Here is a 17,563-nt window from a genome sequence, read left to right as displayed (position 1 = left end):
CTGGCTCCCCGGGCTCGGGCTTGACGGCGCACACAGTAGAACGCGTTTCAGAAATAGGGAATGGCAGTGACGCATGCGCCCGCGTGTGCCGCCCGGATGAGATCCCAGTTTAGACATTGTCTCGGTTTGGTCTCGGTCGCCAAATCGATGAGTGCCGGGCTGAGCGGCGTCCGTACTCACGCTTCGAACGGCCAAAGCGACCTGAAGCAGACCGAAGTGATCGCAAGTGACCTGAAGTGATCTGAACGCCGATTTAAGGAGATCTCCGATGCTCAGCAAGAACAGCACCCGCAAGAACACCGCCTTCTTCGCCTCCTTCGCCGCGGCGGGAGCCCTGCTGCTCTCCGCCTGTGGCGGCGGTGACGACGGCTCCGACGCCGCGAAGACCCCCGCCTCCAAGCCCGCCGCCTCCTCCCCCGCGGCCGACGGCTCCATGGACCTCGCGCTGAAGTCCGGCACCGCTCAACAGAACAACGCGCCCAAGAAGACCGGGGACTGGGCCAACCCGCCCGGCAAGGCGGCCTCGAAGCCGGTGCAGCGCAAGTGGGTTCAGCTCTCGGCGTCCCGGGCGGGCAACCTCGATCCCGTCGTCGTCAACGGCTCCGGCTTCACGCTCTACCGCTTCGACAACGACACCGCGTCGCCCTCCAAGTCCACCTGCAACGGCCCCTGCGCCACCACCTGGCCGCCGGTCCTCGTGGACCCGGGAAGCAAGATCTTCGTCGACGGCGTGAACGCCTCGGACGTGGGCGTGGTCAGGCGGGACGACGGCACCCGCCAGGTCACCGTCGGCGGCTGGCCGGTCTACCGCTTCAGCAAGGACCTCAAGCCCGGCGACACCAACGGCCAGGGCGTGGGCGGCACGTGGTTCGGCGTCCAGCCCGACGGCCAGAAGTCCGGCGCTCCGGCCGAGGCCGAGCCGTCCGCACCGGCAGAGCCCGCCGAGCCCGCCGAGCCCGCCGAGGAGGCGCCGGACCAGACCCAGGCCGCGCCCGCCAGCAGCGCCATCCTCTTCGACGACGCCAACTTCTCGGACAACGGCCCCGCGCAGGGCGTCGCGGGCGAGGGCTGCCAGAACGTCGCCCGCCCGAAGGTGACGTCGTCCATCTCCGTGAGCGGCTCGATGAAGCTCTGGTCGGCCCCGAACTGCAAGGGCACGTCCAAGGTCATCAACGGCGACGTGGCCGACCTGTCGGCCATCGGCTTCGACAGCAAGATCAGCTCGGTGACCTTCGGCTAGTCCCGCGGCCCGGCGACGTACAGGACCTGCTCCGCGCCCCATTCGACGAAGGCCTCCGTCTGCCGCATCCCGATCGACTCCAGCAGGCGACGCGACCGGACATTTGCCTCCTGCGTGACCGCGACCACCTCCTCACCCCCGGAGGTGGTCGCTTCACGTCCCCAGTCGCGTACCCAGTCGACCGCGGCGGCGACCGCCTCACGGCCGTACCCGAAGCCCCAGTGCTCGGGCAGCAGTTGGTACGAGACCTCGACCCGTCCCGCCCGACGCGCGTCCGGCTCCAGCTGTACGCCGCCGATCACCGACCCGTCCGTACGCAGCGTCACACTGAAGGCGCCGCGCACCCCGACGCAGTGCCGCTCGCGCACCCGCAGTGTCTCTTTGTCGACCGGCCCGCCGAGGTGGCGGCGCACCTCCGCGTCCGTCCAGAGCCGCACCATGGCCGGGACGTCGCCCGCCTCGATCGGGCGCAGGACGAGACGGTCCACGGTCAGGGTGGCGGGCCAGGGGAACGTACTCGGTGACCGTGACATGCCCTGATCCTGCCGGACGCTCCCGCCGGACGCGGACCGGGCCCGGCCCCGGACGCGGACAGAGGTCCGCCCCGGCAGCGGTGTCGCTGCCGGGGCGGACCTCTGTCAGCCGAAGGTCACTCAGCCGAGGAGGCCGAGCGCCTTGTTCAGCGTGGCCGACGGGCGCATCACGGCCGCGGCCTTGGCCGAGTCGGGCCGGTAGTAGCCGCCGATTTCGGCGGGCGAGCCCTGGACCGCGTTCAGCTCGTCGACGATGGTCTGCTCCTGCTCGACCAGCGTCTTGGCCAGCGGGGCGAACTCCTTGGCGAGCTCGGCGTCCGCGGTCTGCTTGGCCAGCTCCTGGGCCCAGTACATGGCCAGGTAGAAGTGGCTGCCGCGGTTGTCGATGCCGCCGACGCGACGGGTCGGCGACTTGTCCTTCTCCAGGAAGGTCGCCGTGGCGCGGTCGAGGGTGTCGGCGAGGACCTGGGCGCTGGCGTTGTCCGTGGTCTGCGCGAGGTGCTCGAAGCTGGACGCGAGGGCGAGGAACTCGCCCAGGCTGTCCCAGCGCAGGTAGTTCTCGCGGACCAGCTGCTGGACGTGCTTGGGGGCCGAGCCGCCCGCGCCCGTCTCGAAGAGGCCGCCGCCGTTCATGAGCGGAACGATGGAGAGCATCTTGGCGCTGGTGCCGAGCTCGAGGATCGGGAACAGGTCCGTGAGGTAGTCACGGAGCACGTTGCCGGTGACCGAGATGGTGTCCTCGCCGCGGCGGATGCGCTCCAGGGAGAACGCGGTCGCGTCCACCGGCGACATGATCTCGATCTGCAGGCCCTCGGTGTCGTGCTCGGGCAGGTACGCCTTGACCTTCTCGATGAGCTGCGCGTCGTGCGCGCGGGTCTCGTCGAGCCAGAAGACGGCCGGCGAACCGGTCGCGCGGGCGCGGTTGACGGCCAGCTTGACCCAGTCGCGGATCGGGGCGTCCTTGGCCTGGCACATCCGGAAGATGTCACCGGTGGAGACGGCCTGCTCCAGGACGACGTTGCCGGCCTTGTCGAGCGCGCGCACCGTGCCCGGCGCGGCGATCTCGAAGGTCTTGTCGTGGCTGCCGTACTCCTCGGCCTTCTGCGCCATGAGGCCGACGTTGGGCACCGAACCCATCGTCGCCGGGTCGAAGGCGCCGTTGGCGCGGCAGTCGTCGATGACGACCTGGTACACGCCGGAGTAGCTGGAGTCGGGCAGGACCGCGAGGGTGTCGTGCTCGCCGCCGTCCGGGCCCCACATGTGGCCGGAGGTGCGGATCATGGCCGGCATCGAGGCGTCGACGATGACGTCCGAGGGGACGTGCAGGTTCGTGATGCCCTTGTCGGAGTCGACCATCGCGAGCTCGGGGCCCTCGGCCAGCTCGGCCTCGAAGGACGCCTTGATCTGCTCGCCCTCGGGCAGCGCGCCGAGGCCGTTGAGGATGCCGCCGAGACCGTCGTTCGGGGTCAGGCCCGCGGCGGCCAGCGTCTCGCCGTACGCGGCGAACGTCTTCGGGAAGAAGGCGCGCACGACGTGGCCGAAGATGATCGGGTCGGAGACCTTCATCATCGTGGCCTTGAGGTGCACCGAGAACAGCACGCCATCGGCCTTGGCCTTAGCGATCTGGGCGGTGAGGAACTCGCGCAGCGGGCCCACCCGCAGCACGGAGGCGTCGACGACCTCGCCCGCGAGGACCGGTACGGACTCGCGCAGCACGGTGGTGCTGCCGTCCTCGCCGGTGAACTCGATGCGCAGCGTGTCGGCCTCGGCGATGACCACGGACTTCTCGGTGGAGCGGAAGTCGTCGACGCCCATGGTGGCGACGTTCGTCTTCGAGTCGGCCGACCAGGCGCCCATGCGGTGCGGGTGCGCCTTGGCGTAGTTCTTCACCGATGCGGGGGCGCGGCGGTCCGAGTTGCCCTCGCGCAGGACCGGGTTGACGGCGCTGCCCTTGACCTTGTCGTAACGGGCGCGGATGTCCTTCTCCGCGTCGGTCTTCGGGTCGTCCGGGTAGTTCGGCAGCGCGTAGCCCTGCGACTGCAGCTCGGCGACGGCCGCCTTCAGCTGCGGGATCGAGGCCGAGATGTTCGGCAGCTTGATGATGTTCGCGCCGGGCGTCTTGGCCAGCTCGCCCAGCTCGGCGAGCGCGTCGTCGATGCGCTGGCTCTCCTCGAGGAACTCGGGGAAGAGAGCGATGATGCGCCCCGCCAGGGAGATGTCACGGCTCTCCACGGCGACCCCGGCCGTCGAGGCGTAGGCCCTGACCACCGGCAAGAACGAATACGTCGCGAGGGCCGGGGCCTCGTCAGTCTGGGTGTAGATGATGGTCGAGTCAGTCACCGGGTGCTCCGCTCCACGTCTGCAACATTGCTCGACATCAAGATATCTCGTGATCGCCTCCTGCCACGAAGCGGCCCCGGTTCTCGGACGTCACAGCCCGTGACGTCAATCACGTTCCGTAGTCCTGGCGGTCACCGATGGTTGCTGTCCGGTTCCCACAGGTCCGGCCCGGCGTTCCTGGTGATGGGCCTGATCTCCATGGCGGGGCCGCCCCGGCGAGGATGTGCGGGTGATCGCTTCCCTGGACCCCGCGGACCCCGCCTTCGCACGCGACCCGTATCCGTACTACGCGCGCCTCCGCGCCCAGGGGCCCGCCGTGCGGGTCCCGCTCGCCAACGGGACGTACGCCTGGTTCGTCACCGGATACGGGCCGACGCGGGCCGTCCTCGCCGACCCGCGCTTCTCGAACGTGCCCCCGCAGGGCGCCGGACGTCCGAAGGGCGACTCGCCGGCGCAGCGCGCCCGCGCCTGTCTGGCCCGGCACATGCTCAACACCGACGCCCCCGACCACACCCGGCTGCGGCGGCTGACCACCGCCGCGTTCGCCCCGCGCCGCGTCGACGCGCTGCGGACCCGGATCGAGGACCTGACCGAGGGGCTCCTGCGGGAGATGCGGGCGCGGCTGCGGCAGGAGGGGAGCGTGGACCTCGTGGACGCCTTCGCCTTCCCGCTGCCCGTCCTGGTGATCGGCGAGGTGCTCGGGGTGCCGGAGGCCGACCGGGCGGATCTGCGGGAGTGGACCTACCGGGTCGGCTCGCCCGCGGACGCGCTGGAGCCGGGCGCGGTGGACGCGGCCTGGACCGGCCTGTACGCCTACTTCACCGAGCTGATCGCCCGCAAGCGGCGCGCGCCCGGATCCGATCTGTTCAGCGCGCTCACGCAGGACGCCACGGACGGCGGGCTCGACGACGGGGAGCTGCTCGCCATGGCGTTCCTCCTCCTGTTCGCCGGATACGAGACCACGATGAACCTGCTGGCGTCGGCCTCGCTGCTGCTGCTCACCCACCCCGTCGAGCTGGCGGCCGCGCGCCGTAACCCCGCGCGCTGGCCCGCCGTCGTCGAGGAGACGCTGCGGCACGCCAGCCCGCTGGAGGGCACGACGTGGCGGCACGCGACCGAGGACGTGGACCTCGGCGAAGGCGTGGTCATACCCGCGGGCGCCTCCGTCCTCGCGGTGCTCGCCGCCGCCAACCGCGACCCCCGGCACTTCCCGGATCCGGACGCCTTCCGGCCGGACCGCCATCTGGCAGGGGCCGGTGAGCCGCGCACCGCGCCGCACGCCGCCTTCGGCCACGGACCGCACTTCTGCGTGGGCTCACGGCTGGCCCGCCTTGAGGCGGCGATCGCGCTCCCCCGGCTCCTCGCGGCCTTCCCGGGGCTGCGCCTGACGGCCGACCCGGCCGAACTCCCCTACCGGCCGGGCCTCTTGGTCCGCGGTCCGCGTCGCGTCCCCGTCACCACCGCTCCCCTGCCCGTGCGGGCCGTCAGCGCGTGAGCAGCAGCGCGTCACCCACCGCGCGCTCGGTGCCGTCCGACGGCGAGTTGATCACCTTGCCGTTCACCGCCATGGTGACGGAGCCGCCGCCGTCCAGGGCCATGGCGTGCACCGCGCCGAGCGACTTCATCAGCTCCGCCCCTTCGCCCAGGCCGAACCCGTCGCTGTAGCCGGGCTGCCGGCCGTCCGCGCCGACCAGGAGCATGCGGCCCTGCCGGTCGACGCCCAGGAGCATGCGCGGATTGCGCTTGATGCCCCAGGTGTACGCGAAGGAGCGGTCGCCGGCGCGCTCGATGCCGTCGGCGGCGTAGTTCACCGCGACCTTGCCGCCGCGCACCAGTTCGGGGCCGCCGTTGACGATGTCGTCCCGCGGGCCGAGCTTCAGCTCACGGCCACGCTCGTCCAGAATCCGCTCGCGCACCGTCAGGGCCCTGCCCGGCTCGGCGTGCGCGGTCAGCCAGGTGGCTCCGGCGCCGATGCCCGCCAGGACGCTGCCGCCGTCCGGTACGGCGCCGCCGCGCGCCCGCACCTCCCGCACCTGTCCCCTCGCGTCGAGCACCGCCTCCACCCCGTCGCCCGCCGGGGTGTCCGCGCCGAGCTCGTCGGTGAACTTCACGATCTCGTCGGGGTCGGTGCAGGTCACGTCGTGCTGCGGACGCTCGGTGGGGGCGTCGCCGCCGACGCCGCCGCAGTTGCGCACCAGGCCCGGCACGCGGTTGACGCCGTCCACGACCGCGGAGGCCGCGCCCGCGCGGACCCGCAGCCGCGTGCTGAGCTTCTTGAACTGCGGGCGCAGGCCGTCGCCGCGCAGCACCGCGGCGATGCGGCCGTTCGTCGCCGCGCTCTGCAACTCCCCGTCGTAGGCGGCGATGCCGGCCGCCGCGCCCGGCACACCGTCCTTGCCCTCCATGACGAAGAAGCCCGCGTTGACGCCGAGCAGGGCGTCCTCGCCCGCTGCCATGGCGCTCACCGTCTCGCGGCCGGCGACGCCCTTGCCGTACGTGCCCTTCAGCGCGCCGCGGTAGCGCTTCGGGTCGACGATCGCCACCTTGACGCGGGCAACTCCGGTGCCGGGCACGCCGTCGGCGCCGGTCCACTCGCTCACCGCGTCGAACCCGGCGGCGGCCAGGGCCTTGCGCCGGGCGTCGGCATCGGCCCGTGCGTCGTACTCCCCCACCCGGACCCGCACCCCGACCACCCCGGCCCGGTCGGAGCCCCGCGGCCACGACACGGGCTCGGCACGCGCGGCGAACCCCGCGCCGCGCACCCGCTCCGCCAGGGCCTTCGCCTCCTGCTGCCCGGCGAGGTGAGCGCCGTTCGCGCGGACCGTGACCGTCCAGTGGTCGGCGCCGGGACGGCCCGCGACGCTCCCCTGGTACAGATCGGCCCCGGAGGCCAGGCGTTCGTGCTGCCAGTCGGCGATCGGCCCCGGGACAGCGGCGGTCGGCGCGGCGGCGGCCGCGGTGTGCCCGTACCGGTCGACGACGACACCGGGGGCGAGGAGTCCCGCCGCGGCGACGGCGACCACCGACGCCTGCGCGGCGGCTCTGAACGGACGGCGTACGAGGGCCACAAGAACTCCTGGGGAGCGTAGGTACACCTGCGGGCACATGGGCACACCTGCGTTCACAGGTGCGGAGCGCTCGGAAACGCGCGTCGTCACGCAGCGAACGCGAGCGCGCGGACGGCGATCGATCCCAGGAGTGAATACCAGAAGTCCGGCCGGAAAACAGGGCTCTGTGCCCGTATTCGGGGCCCGCTCGCCGCATGTGGGGGCGGGATTCAGTCGCCTCGCCCTGTCGAGCGCGCACGGTGCCTGCGGACCGCGTCGCGGTTGGCGCACGGCTGGGAGCAGTAGCGCTGGCGTCCGGTGCGGGAGGTGTCGGCGAAGATCGTGGCGCACCCGGTCACGGCGCACCGCCGCAGCCGGTGCATGCCCCGCCCCGCCAGGTGCAGCGCCGTGCCGACGGAGATCAGCTGGAACAGCAGGGCGCCGAGCGGCTGCCGGTCGTCGCGGTAGTGCAGGTGCCAGCCCGTGCCCGCGTGGTCGGTCATCCGCGGGTGCGCGGCGGACGCCGCCAGCATCCCGTTGAGCAGCTCGGCCCGTTCGTCCTCGCCGGCGGCGTCGACGACCTTCTCCCACGCGTCCAGTGCGTCCAGGGTGCGGTCGAGGTCCTGCGGCACGACGGGCCGTTCCAGCACGAGTCCGGCGGCGCGGCAGCGGTCCGCGAGTTCCTCGACGGTCTCCGGGCGCCGGTTGGCGAGGTCGGCGGCCAGGTTCACGACCTCCTCGCCGTAAGGGTTGAGGTGCACAAGACCATTACATCAGGCTGATCTTCATGCCACAACGCACCGCACACCACAGCGACATACGCCCGGCGACGGAGGAGGACATCGCGGAGCTCGTACGCCTGCGGGCCTCGCTCTTCGAGCATCTCGGCGGCGACTACTTCAACCCGGCGTCGGGCGACAACTCCTGGCAGGGCGCCCTGGCCGTGGTCCTGAAAGAGCAGTTGGCCACGGGCGCCATGCGCATCCTCGTCGTGGACGGCGACGCGGGTCTGGCCGCGTGCGCCATCGGCTCGGTCGAGCAGCGGCTGCCGGGGCCGCACCTGCGCAGCGGCCGGGTCGGGCTCGTGATCGGCGTGGTCACCGACCCGGCACACCGACGGCGCGGGCACAGCCGGGCGCTCATGCGGGGCCTGCTCGACTGGTTCCGGGAGCGCGAGGTGTCCCGCGTGGACCTGTACGCCTCCCACGAGGGCGAGCCGCTCTACCGCGACCTCGGCTTCGTCGACCACCCCGACCCGGCCCTGTACTGGCGCCCGTGACCACCGTCGGCGCGGGGGCGCACAGCGCTTGGCGCTACCGCTGGGTCGTCCTCGGCATCGCCACCTTCACCCAGGCCGCCGCCGGCTTCTTCGTCCAGGGCATCGGGGCGATAAGCATCCACCTCCAGCGCGACCTTCAGCTGAGCACGGTCCAGTTGGGGCTGCTGGTCTCGGCGGCCCAGCTGGTGCCGCTGGCCGGGCTGCTGGTGGCCGGTGAGTTGCTCGACCGCCGCGACGAGCGCTGGGTCGTGGGGGCGGGGGCCGGGGTGGTCGGCGCGGGCCTGCTCGCGGGAAGCACGGCGCCGGGGTACCTGTCCCTGCTCCTGGTGCTGCTGCTGGTCGGCGCGGGGTACAGCACCGTTCAGCCCGGCGGCAGCAAATCGGTGGCGTCCTGGTTCGACACCTCGCAGCGGGGCTTCGCGATGGGCATCCGTCAGGCGGGCCTTCCGCTGGGCGCCGCGCTGGCATCGGCCGCGCTGCCCTTTGTCGCGGAGGCTTTCGGCTGGCGGGCGACGCTCGTGGCCGGCGGGCTCGTCGCGCTGCTGGGGTCCGCCGTCTTCATGGGCTTCTACCGCAGGCCGCCCCTCCTTGCCGCTCCTCCGCCTGTCGGGCCGCGCGCCTCGCTCGGAGCGCTGCTCGGCGACCGGCTGCGGATGCTGCGCGAACCGTCCATGGGGCGCATCCTGCTCTGCGGGACGAGCCTGATCTCGGTGCAGTACGGCGTCGGCATCCTGACGGTGCTGCATCTGCACGAGAGGGCCTCCGTCGGTGCCGGGACCGCGGCTCTCGTTCTGGTGGCGGTGCAGGGCACGGGCATCGTCGGCCGTATCGCCCTGGCGGCCTGGAGCGATCGCGGCAGATACGGGCGGTACGGCGCGCTGGTCCTGTGCATGGCCGCCGTGCTCGTGGGGATGGCGGTGCTGATGACCCCGCTGGGCCGCTCACCGGCGGTCGCCTGCTGCACGCTCGTGTGGCTCGGCTTCTTCGGCTTCGGCTGGTACGGCCCGTGGGTCACCTACGTGACCGAATCGGCGCCGCCGGACCGGACGGGGTTCGCGCTCGGCCTCGCCATGTCCGTCAACCAGTTCGCCATCGTCGTGATGCCGCCCGTGCTCGGCCTGCTCAAGGACCTCGCCGACAGCTTCGTACCCGTCTGGGGTCTGCTGTCGGCGACGACCGCCGCCGCGCTGACCGCCTCGGTCCGGATGCGGCCGGGCAACCGGCCCCGCTCCTGTGGCCGACCCGGCCTCCGAGGTCCACCGTGAACCCGTACGAGGTGTTACCGCGAGCACGGCGGGTAGCGGGGCCACCGCAGCGAAAACCGCCGTGGGACCACGCGGGACGCAGTGACGAAGCACTGGAGGAACACCGTGAGCGAGGAGCAGCCCGAGACCCGGGGCGAGGACGAGACGCCCGTACCGAGGGATCTGCCCGATCAGCAGGCGTCGGACGAGGAGGACCACTGGGAGCCGGACGACGAGTCGACCACCACCGGCAACGCCCCGGACGCCGACGACGACGTGCCGGACACGGACGAGGCGGGCACGGGGCCACGCGGCACACCGCACTCGCAGGGTGCGCTCTCGGACCAGCCGGTGCCGGACGAGCCCTCCGGCTGAGGCGCACGCTCAGCGGGGCACCCGCGCCTCGGTGGCCACGGCCAGGGTGAACGAATGGCCGGCCGGGTCGCTGTAGGTCCGGGTGTCCCGGGGGCCGGAGTTGTCCTTGGTGTCCACGGGCCGGGCGCCCAGACCGACGGCCTCGCGCTCGGCCTCGTCCATGTCGCCGCGGTCCACCAGAATCCTCAGGTGCGCCTGCTGCGCGTCCTCCGGCCGGGGCCAGCTCGGGGGTGCGTATCCGTTGTCCCGGTGGACTGCCAGGCGGATGCCGTCGGCGCCGAAGACCTCGATGTAGTCGGGGTCCTCGCCCATGCCGGACGTGCCGCCGAGCAATTCCGCGTAGAACTCCGCGAGCTCCTCGGGCTTCGCGCAGTCCAGGACGATGACCGCGGTCTTCTTCACACCCATGGGGCCCCTCTTCTGTCGTTTTCCATCGTCTTCTGTCGGCACCGATCGGCACCGCAGCGGGCGGCGGTCGCACGCGGCCACCGCGTGATCCTCCGAGTGCCCCGGTCCACCCGCCTCAATCGGCGTCCCCCAACGGCGGGTCGGCACCCCGGCGCAGGCGACACTGGGGGCATGCGCCTCGTCGACCAGTACCCGCCCCCTTCCGTCTACGGCCGTCTGCGTGTCGAGCGACTCGACGTCACGCCCGCCCGCTGGCTGGAACAACGCCCGCCCCACGACGACGGATTCGGCACGGTGGCCGGCGTCTGCGCGCCGGGCTTCGAGGCGTACGCGCGCATCCTGCACCCGGCCCTGCTCGGTGCAAAGCCGGTGCGGTGGGACCGCGTGGCCACGGAGTACGGCCGGTCGGTGTCGGCGGCGACACGCTGGCACGAGCTGATCGGGGTCGGGGACCGCCTCCCCTACCGCAACGACGACACCCCGGCCGTCCCCGGCCTCTGGGACGAGCACCCGCACGAGGGCCCCACCCCCGCGCACGTGGCCCGCCTCCTGATCCCCGTGCTGTCCCGGCACACCCGGACGCCCGACCGCTGCTGGTTCGGGCTCTGGGAGGGCTACGGCAGCTACAACTGGGACGGCTTCCCTGTCTTCCGCACCCCGGGCCGCGACGAGATCCTGCTCGCCGGGCCGCTGGCCGACGCCGATTCGCCCGCGTCGCCCGCGGGCGATCCCGACGAGGCGGCGCCCGAGCTCCCCGACCTGTGGTGGCCCGAGGACCGTGCCTGGTGCGTGGCCGGTGACGTCGACCTGGTGAGCACGTACGTGGGCGGTTCGGCGGCCTGCGTCGCGGATCTCCTCGCGACTCCGGGCCTGGAGGCGTACGAGATCGCCGAGACGTCCACGGTCGACTGATCCACCGCGTGATCTTCGTTGTAAAGTCGAACTCCACTACCACGGAGCCATGTTCGAGGGGCGAGAACACGACGAAGTGCTCTTCTGCGCGGTCTGTTCCACCTCTCCGTCCTCCGCGCTCGGCGGGGTGACTAGCATGGCGCGGAGTATGGCCCGGAAGATCACCGTCCTCTTTGGTGTTCCGCCGGGCCTGCGACCGATGCGTACATCGGTCGGCTCGTTGCCTACCTGCACTCAAGGACCGAGGGACCGCTGAATGCCCGTGCCTGCTCCTCCCAGCCCGCACCGAATAGCGAAGGCGCGGCGGCCCGCGTCGGCCGTGCCTGTGGTCGTGCTGGTGGTGACCGCTGCGGCCGGTGCCATAGCGAGCCTCTCGGCCCCGGACAACGCCCGGGTCTGGACGGCGGCTTCGCTCGCGGCCGGCTGGCTGTGTCTGGCGATCGCCCTCGTGACCGGTTCCCTGCTCGTCAAGCGGGTCCGCGCGGCCGCCGCCGCGGACCACGCGGAGGCAGCCTCCCTCAAGGCGCAGCTGGCGCACCAGGGCGCCGAGTCCGCGCACCTGGTGAACGTCACGCTGCCGACCGTCGTGAAACGGCTGCGTGACGGGGCGAGCGCGAGCGAGACCCTGGCGCAGACGGCGCCGCCGTCGGCCCCGCAACTGCGCCAGGTCGTCCAGATGTTCGCGTCCGTGGTGGAGGAGACCGTGCGGCAGGCCGCCGCCGTCGAGTCCCGGCACGACCAGGCGCAGGGGCAACTGGCACAGGCCGCCGAGGAGTTGGACCATCTGACGGTGGTGACGCTGCCCGCCGCGATCGAGCGGCTGCGGGACGGCGCGTCCGCCGACACCGTCCTTGCCGGACTCGACTGGCCGCGCAACCCCTTGCTGCGGGTGCCCGCCGAGTCGTTCGTACGGGAGCTCGCCTACAGCGAGCGGCGCGCCGCTGCCGCGCAGGCGGCCTCCGCCAAGGCGCTGAGCCGGGTGCAGGCCAAGTCCGTGGGCATGCTCGCCGATCTGCGGGACATGCAGGAGCGGCACGGCGTCGAGGTCTTCGGCGATCTGCTGCGGCTCGACCACAGCACCTCCCAACTGGGCCTGATGACCGACCGGTTGGCCCTGCTGATGGGCGGCCGCTCCAGCCGCGCGTGGAACAAGCCGATCGTCATGGAGAGCATCCTGCGCGGCGCGGTGGGCCGCATCTCCGCCTACCAGCGCGTGCGGCTGCACTGCTCGACGACCGTGGCGATCGCCGGGTTCGCCGCCGAGGGCGTCATGCACGTGCTCGCCGAGCTCATGGACAACGCCGCGAACTTCTCCCCGCCCATCGACGAGGTGCACGTCTATGTCGAGGAGCGCAGCGCCGGGATCGTCGTGACGATCGAGGACAGCGGCCTGAAGATGGCCGACGCGGCGATGCGCCGCGCGGAGGAGTCGGTCTCCGGGCATGTGACGGACCTGGCCTCGCTGCAGGGCACCCGCCTGGGCCTCGCGGTGGTGGGACGCCTCGCCGCCAAGTACGCCATGAGCATCAACTTCCGTCCCTCCTCGCGCGGCGGCACGGGCGTCGTGGTGCTCCTGCCCCCGCAGCTCCTCGCCCAGCAGCGCGACCCCGCTCCGCAGCAGCTCGCCCCCCGCAGCATCGAGCCGACGCCCGCACCGATCCCGGCAGCGCCCGCGCCGATGGCCCCGGAGATCGCGGCCGCCCCCGAGCGGCCCGCCGCTCCGGAGGCGCCCGTGGCCCCCGTACCGCCCCCGGCGGGCGCCACGCCCCGCCCGGCGCACGCCCGCCCCGCGGCGGCCACGCCCAACGGCCTGCCCGTGCGCGCCCCCGGCCGCACCATGGCCGAGGCCGAGCGTGAGCGGCAGCAGCGCAGGGCGGCGTCCGACGCCGCGTCGGGTGCCGGGGCGATCTCCGGTGAGGCGGGTCTCGCGCCGCGTGACGCCGGTTCCCGTTTCGGTGCCTTCCACCGTGCGCGGCGGGCGGCGGGCGACGTGCCCGGCTCCCCCGCGACGCCCGAGCCCCCCGCCGATTCCGGGCCGCCGCCCGCCGAGTAGACCGAAGCCACCCGCACGGCGCCCGGGCTCTGGCGCCCCCTTCCCCGCTCAAGATCGTGAGATTGGAGGGACGGGCAGGTGACCGGCAGACCCGGCGCATCTCGCCCCGCCTACCATGCAGACCACTGACAACAGCCTGACCTGGCTCCTGCAGAGCCTCCTGAAGCGCACCCCCGGTACGCGGCACGCCCTGGTGCTCTCCCGGGACGGCCTGAAGCTGTGCTGGAGCGAGCATCTGACGCTCGACCAGGCTGACCAGCTGGCGGCGATCTGCTCCGGCATCCAGGCCCTGGCGCAGGGCGCCTCCATGGAGTTCGGCGACGGCACCGGCGGCGTCCGGCACTCCATGACCGAATTCCACGGCGGGTTGCTCTTCATCGTCGAGGCCGGCCTGGGAGCGCACCTGGCGGTCGTGGCCGAGGAGAACGCCGATCCGGGAGTGGTGGGCCATCAGATGACCGAACTGGTCGAGCAGATCGGTGAGCATCTGCGCGCCGAACCGCGCGCTCAGGACGAAGGCAGCGGCTCCTCGTGACGCCGCGCAGGCCCGTGGACATCGGTGATCCCGACCGGCTGTACACGGTCACCGGTGGCCGCAGCCGCGCCGACGACGATTCGTTCGACCTGGTCACTCTGGTGGTGAGCGAGTGCGAGCCCACTGCCGGGATGCAGTCGGAGCACGTACGGATCCTCGAACTGTGCCGGCATCCGACGGCCGTGGTGGAGATCGCCGCGGAGATGAAGCTGCCGATCACGGTGGTGCGGATCCTGCTGGGTGACCTGCTCGCGATGAGCCGGATCACCGCCCGTCATCCCCGCGCGGCCGGTTCGGCCGCGTCGATCCCCGATTCCGACCTTCTCAAGGAGGTGCTCCATGGGCTCCGCAACATCTGAGCTGCCCTCCCGTACGCCCCTGTCCGACACTGCCGAGACCGGCCTGAAGATCGTCGTGGTGGGCGGTTTCGGGGTCGGCAAGACCACACTGGTCCGGTCGGTCAGCGAGATCCGGCCGCTGAACACCGAAGAGGTGATGACGCAGGCCGGCATCGGCGTCGACGAGACGGCCGACGTGGCCGCCAAGACCACGACGACGGTGGCGTTCGACTTCGGGCGCATCAGCCTCAACGAGCGTGTGGTGCTCTATCTGTTCGGCGCACCCGGACAGGAGCGCTTCTGGTTCCTGTGGGACCGGCTCTTCTCCGGCACGCTGGGCGCGGTGGTGCTGGTCGACACGCGACGGATGGACGATTCCTGGTACGCCATCGACCGTCTCGAGCACCACAAGACGCCGTTCGTGGTGGCCGTCAACCGGTTCGACGACGACAGCTCCGCCCACTCGCTGGAGGAGATCCGCCAGGCGCTCGCGCTGCCCGACCATGTGCCGTTGATCGACTGCGACGCACGGGTCAGGTCGTCGGGCAAGGACGTCCTGATCACCCTCGTGGACCACCTCTACGCACTGGCCATGGCCCAGGAGATGACACCGTGACCGAGCCGACCGGATCCCCCCACCTGCAGAGCCCGCCGCCCGGGTGCCCGGCCCACGCGGGCGCGGGCGCGGTGCGCCTGGGCGGTCTCGAGTACCAGCAGACGCCGTCGCAGCTCTACCGGGCCCTGCGCAGGGAGCACGGCGCGGTCGCGCCGGTCCTCCTGGACGGGGACGTGCCCGCGTGGCTGGTGCTCGGCTACTCCGAGGTCAGCTATGTGACCGGCCACGACGAGCTGTTCGCGCGTGACTCGCGCCGCTGGAACCAGTGGGAGAACATTCCCGCCGACTGGCCGCTGATGCCGTTCGTCGGCTATCAGCCCTCGGTGCTCTTCACCGAGGGCGAGGAGCACCGGCGGCGGGCCGGGGTCATCACGGATGCCCTCGAAGGGGTCGACCAGTTCGAGCTGGCGCGGGACAGCGCCCGGATCGCCGACCGGCTCATCGCCGCGTTCGCCGGCAGCGGCCAGGCCGAGCTGATGGACGCGTACGCGCACGCGCTGCCGATGATCGCCGCGGTGCAGATGTGCGGCATGCCGGACGCGAGCACGGACACGCAGCAACTCGTGGACGACCTGCGGATCTCGCTGGACGCGCACGAGGGCGACGACCCCGTGGCGGCGTACACGCGCGTCGCGGAGCGCATCCAGCTCCTGGTCAAGGAGAAGCGGGAGAAGCCCGGCGCGGACGTCACCTCGCGGATGCTCCAGCACGCGGCGGGCCTCACCGACGAGGAGATCGTCCAGGACCTGATCTCCATCATCGCGGCGGCCCAGCAGCCGACGGCCAACTGGATCTGCAACACGCTGCGGTTGATGCTGACCGACGAGCGGTTCGCGCTGAACGTGTCCGGCGGGCGCCTGAGCGTGGGCGACGCGCTCAACGAGGTGTTGTGGCTCGACACCCCGACCCAGAACTTCATCGGCCGCTGGGCGGTGCGCGACACCCAGCTGGGCGGCCGGCAGATCCGGGCGGGCGACTGTCTGGTGCTCGGTCTGGCCGCGGCCAACACCGACCCGCAGATCTGGCCCGAGTCGCATGTGGGCCCGGAGAACTCGGCGCATCTCTCGTTCAGCCACGGAGAGCACCGCTGCCCCTACCCCGCTCCGCTGCTGGCCGACGTCATCGCCAGGACCGCGGTCGAGACGCTCCTGGAGCGGCTGCCCGACCTCGTCCTCGCGGTGGAGCCGCACGAGTTGACCTGGCGGCCGTCCATCTGGATGCGCGGCCTGACGTCGCTGCCGGTGCAGTTCACGCCTGCGGCACACTGAGACGGCGCCGGGGCGCCGCCGCTGGGCGGCGCCCCGGTGGGGTCAGGCGGTGACGGGGGTGAACCGCACCGGCAGCGACTGCGGGCCGCGGGTGAACACCCCCTGCTCGACGGGGTCGAAGCCCTCGGCGAGCCGTACGTCGGGCATCGCGTCGAGGAGCTGGTCCACCCCGATCTCCACCTCGGCCTTGGCCAGCAGGGCGCCCACGCAGAAGTGCCGGCCGAGGGCGAAGGACAGGTGGTCGGCGGCGGCGGAGAACGCGGTCGTCGTGGTCAGGTCGTCCCGGAAGATGTCGAAGCGGTCGGGCTCGCGGTAGCGCCGCTCGTCGCGGTTGGCCGAGCCGATCAGACAGGTGACGGTGGCACCGGCGGGGATGGTGCCGCCGGTGACCTCCACCTCGGTCGCCGACTGCCGCATGATCATGTGGACGGGCGGCGTGTGGCGCAGGGTCTCGGCGAAGGCGCGGGCGATCAGGGTGCGGTCCTGCCGGACGGCTTCGAGCTGCTCGGGGTTCATCAGGAGGTTGGCGAAGATGCTGGCGATCGCCTTGTCGGTGGTCTCGCCGCCCGCCGCGAGCAGCAGGCTGCAAAAGGCCTTGATGTCCTCGTCGCTCATGCTGACGCCGTCGACCTCGGCGGCGCACAGCGCGGAGAGCAGGTCGTCGCCCAGGTTGTCCCGGCGCTCGCGGATGATCGGGATCATGTAGTCGGCGAACTCGACCCGGGTGCGCTCACCGGCCGCGGCGACCTCGGCGTCGCCCGACAGGTTGCCGAGGAAGGCGATGACGGTGGTGTACCAGCCGTGGAAGCGCGCGTGGTCGGACTTGTCCAGGCCGAGCATGTCGGCGATCACGTTCACCGGGAAGCGGGTGGCGTAGTCCGCGACCAGGTCCACGCTGCCGGTGTGCCGGAAGGTGTCGATGAGTTCGCGGGAGTTGCGCTCGATGACGGGCAGGAACTTGTCCTGGAGGTCCCTGCCGCGGAACGCCGGGGCCACGAGCGCGCGCCGCACGGCGTGTTCCCGGCCGCTGAGCTGAAGGATCGTCTTGCCGTGGACGGGCTCGATCTGCCAGTCGTAGTTGTCGGTGGTGAACTGGGAGCTCTTGTCCTTGAACACGCGCTCGACGTCCTCGTACCGCGAGATGATCCAGCTCTGCGTCGCCTCGTGCCAGAAGAGCGGCGCGTTCTTCCGCATCGCCTGATAGGCCGGGTACGGGTTCTGGGCGAACTCGGGCGAGAGGATGTCGGGGGCCTGCTGCGCAGTGGACATGGAGCTCCTATGTCAGAAACAAGCAACGCGCACCAGGCTATTGATCACTTACGGAGCCAACCAGCCCCTCCCGGCCGACTGTTGAGCGCTACACTAATGTTGGCTG

Annotated in this window: 17 protein-coding genes; 11 read left to right on the top strand and 6 right to left on the bottom strand. The window is 71.9% G+C overall.

The features are described 5' to 3' along the window. The first annotated feature begins 268 nt into the window (after nucleotides 1-268). On the top strand, nucleotides 269-1,240 hold the full coding sequence (locus ACZ6ZP_RS13035) for a COG4315 family predicted lipoprotein (RefSeq protein WP_469406748.1): 972 nt from the start codon (nucleotides 269-271) through the stop codon (nucleotides 1,238-1,240). Here the strand turns inward: ACZ6ZP_RS13035 and ACZ6ZP_RS13030 are convergent. Both ACZ6ZP_RS13030 and ACZ6ZP_RS13025 read right to left on the bottom strand, forming a co-directional pair. Further along, on the bottom strand, nucleotides 1,237-1,773 hold the full coding sequence (locus tag ACZ6ZP_RS13030; protein WP_383816469.1) for a GNAT family N-acetyltransferase: 537 nt from the start codon (nucleotides 1,771-1,773) through the stop codon (nucleotides 1,237-1,239). The two genes, ACZ6ZP_RS13035 and ACZ6ZP_RS13030, sit on opposite strands and share 4 nt — an antisense overlap. A gap of 120 nt (nucleotides 1,774-1,893) precedes the next feature. Beyond that, nucleotides 1,894-4,113: an NADP-dependent isocitrate dehydrogenase gene (locus tag ACZ6ZP_RS13025; protein WP_383816466.1), complete on the bottom strand. Its 2,220-nt coding sequence runs from the start codon at nucleotides 4,111-4,113 to the stop codon at nucleotides 1,894-1,896. 229 nt (nucleotides 4,114-4,342) lie between these two features. Here ACZ6ZP_RS13025 and ACZ6ZP_RS13020 point away from each other — a divergent pair, with 229 nt between their 5' ends. After that, nucleotides 4,343-5,608 (top strand): cytochrome P450 family protein, encoded by a 1,266-nt coding sequence (locus tag ACZ6ZP_RS13020; protein WP_469406746.1) that lies wholly within the window; start codon nucleotides 4,343-4,345, stop codon nucleotides 5,606-5,608. Here the strand turns inward: ACZ6ZP_RS13020 and ACZ6ZP_RS13015 are convergent. Next, nucleotides 5,598-7,181 (bottom strand): phosphodiester glycosidase family protein, encoded by a 1,584-nt coding sequence (locus ACZ6ZP_RS13015; RefSeq protein WP_469406744.1) that lies wholly within the window; start codon nucleotides 7,179-7,181, stop codon nucleotides 5,598-5,600. The two genes, ACZ6ZP_RS13020 and ACZ6ZP_RS13015, sit on opposite strands and share 11 nt — an antisense overlap. 209 nt (nucleotides 7,182-7,390) lie before the next feature. Next, complete coding sequence (locus ACZ6ZP_RS13010; protein WP_366464846.1) at nucleotides 7,391-7,921, bottom strand: CGNR zinc finger domain-containing protein; 531 nt, start codon at nucleotides 7,919-7,921, stop codon at nucleotides 7,391-7,393. Between the two features lie 26 nt (nucleotides 7,922-7,947). Here ACZ6ZP_RS13010 and ACZ6ZP_RS13005 point away from each other — a divergent pair, with 26 nt between their 5' ends. From ACZ6ZP_RS13005 to ACZ6ZP_RS12995, 3 genes are all read left to right on the top strand, one after another. After that, the gene (locus tag ACZ6ZP_RS13005) at nucleotides 7,948-8,439 is read left to right on the top strand and encodes a GNAT family N-acetyltransferase (protein WP_351157267.1); all 492 of its coding nucleotides are present in this window, start codon (nucleotides 7,948-7,950) and stop codon (nucleotides 8,437-8,439) included. Beyond that, the gene (locus tag ACZ6ZP_RS13000; protein WP_469406743.1) at nucleotides 8,436-9,704 is read left to right on the top strand and encodes an MFS transporter; all 1,269 of its coding nucleotides are present in this window, start codon (nucleotides 8,436-8,438) and stop codon (nucleotides 9,702-9,704) included. Before ACZ6ZP_RS13005 ends, ACZ6ZP_RS13000 begins: the two co-directional genes overlap by 4 nt. 105 nt (nucleotides 9,705-9,809) lie before the next feature. After that, the gene (locus tag ACZ6ZP_RS12995) at nucleotides 9,810-10,058 is read left to right on the top strand and encodes a hypothetical protein (protein WP_469406742.1); all 249 of its coding nucleotides are present in this window, start codon (nucleotides 9,810-9,812) and stop codon (nucleotides 10,056-10,058) included. Nucleotides 10,059-10,067: 9 nt separating this feature from the next. Here the strand turns inward: ACZ6ZP_RS12995 and ACZ6ZP_RS12990 are convergent, their stop codons facing one another. Continuing rightward, on the bottom strand, nucleotides 10,068-10,466 hold the full coding sequence (locus tag ACZ6ZP_RS12990) for a VOC family protein (RefSeq protein ID WP_351157274.1): 399 nt from the start codon (nucleotides 10,464-10,466) through the stop codon (nucleotides 10,068-10,070). Between the two features lie 171 nt (nucleotides 10,467-10,637). Here ACZ6ZP_RS12990 and ACZ6ZP_RS12985 point away from each other — a divergent pair, with 171 nt between their 5' ends. From ACZ6ZP_RS12985 to ACZ6ZP_RS12960, 6 genes are all read left to right on the top strand, one after another. Next, nucleotides 10,638-11,378: a hypothetical protein gene (locus ACZ6ZP_RS12985; protein WP_361474513.1), complete on the top strand. Its 741-nt coding sequence runs from the start codon at nucleotides 10,638-10,640 to the stop codon at nucleotides 11,376-11,378. A gap of 256 nt (nucleotides 11,379-11,634) precedes the next feature. Continuing rightward, complete coding sequence (locus ACZ6ZP_RS12980) at nucleotides 11,635-13,431, top strand: sensor histidine kinase (RefSeq protein WP_469406740.1); 1,797 nt, start codon at nucleotides 11,635-11,637, stop codon at nucleotides 13,429-13,431. Nucleotides 13,432-13,546: 115 nt separating this feature from the next. Then, on the top strand, nucleotides 13,547-13,966 hold the full coding sequence (locus ACZ6ZP_RS12975; protein ID WP_249591702.1) for a roadblock/LC7 domain-containing protein: 420 nt from the start codon (nucleotides 13,547-13,549) through the stop codon (nucleotides 13,964-13,966). Next, entirely contained in the window at nucleotides 13,963-14,325 is a 363-nt protein-coding gene (locus ACZ6ZP_RS12970; protein WP_351157282.1) for a DUF742 domain-containing protein, read from the top strand. The genes ACZ6ZP_RS12975 and ACZ6ZP_RS12970 overlap by 4 nt, the downstream gene beginning before the upstream one ends. Beyond that, entirely contained in the window at nucleotides 14,306-14,920 is a 615-nt protein-coding gene (locus ACZ6ZP_RS12965) for a GTP-binding protein (RefSeq protein WP_351157285.1), read from the top strand. Before ACZ6ZP_RS12970 ends, ACZ6ZP_RS12965 begins: the two co-directional genes overlap by 20 nt. Then, nucleotides 14,917-16,188, top strand: coding sequence for a cytochrome P450 (locus tag ACZ6ZP_RS12960; RefSeq protein WP_351157287.1), 1,272 nt, complete (start codon nucleotides 14,917-14,919; stop codon nucleotides 16,186-16,188). Before ACZ6ZP_RS12965 ends, ACZ6ZP_RS12960 begins: the two co-directional genes overlap by 4 nt. A gap of 42 nt (nucleotides 16,189-16,230) precedes the next feature. On the opposite strand, the gene ACZ6ZP_RS12955 is transcribed toward ACZ6ZP_RS12960, so the two are convergent. After that, nucleotides 16,231-17,457 (bottom strand): cytochrome P450, encoded by a 1,227-nt coding sequence (locus ACZ6ZP_RS12955; protein WP_351157290.1) that lies wholly within the window; start codon nucleotides 17,455-17,457, stop codon nucleotides 16,231-16,233. Nucleotides 17,458-17,563: the final 106 nt, after the last annotated feature.

The organism is Streptomyces sp. NPDC054047, from assembly GCF_055585065.1.
The sequence above is the reverse complement of the archived record's forward strand: the minus strand, read 5'-3'. Positions and strand labels throughout refer to the sequence as shown.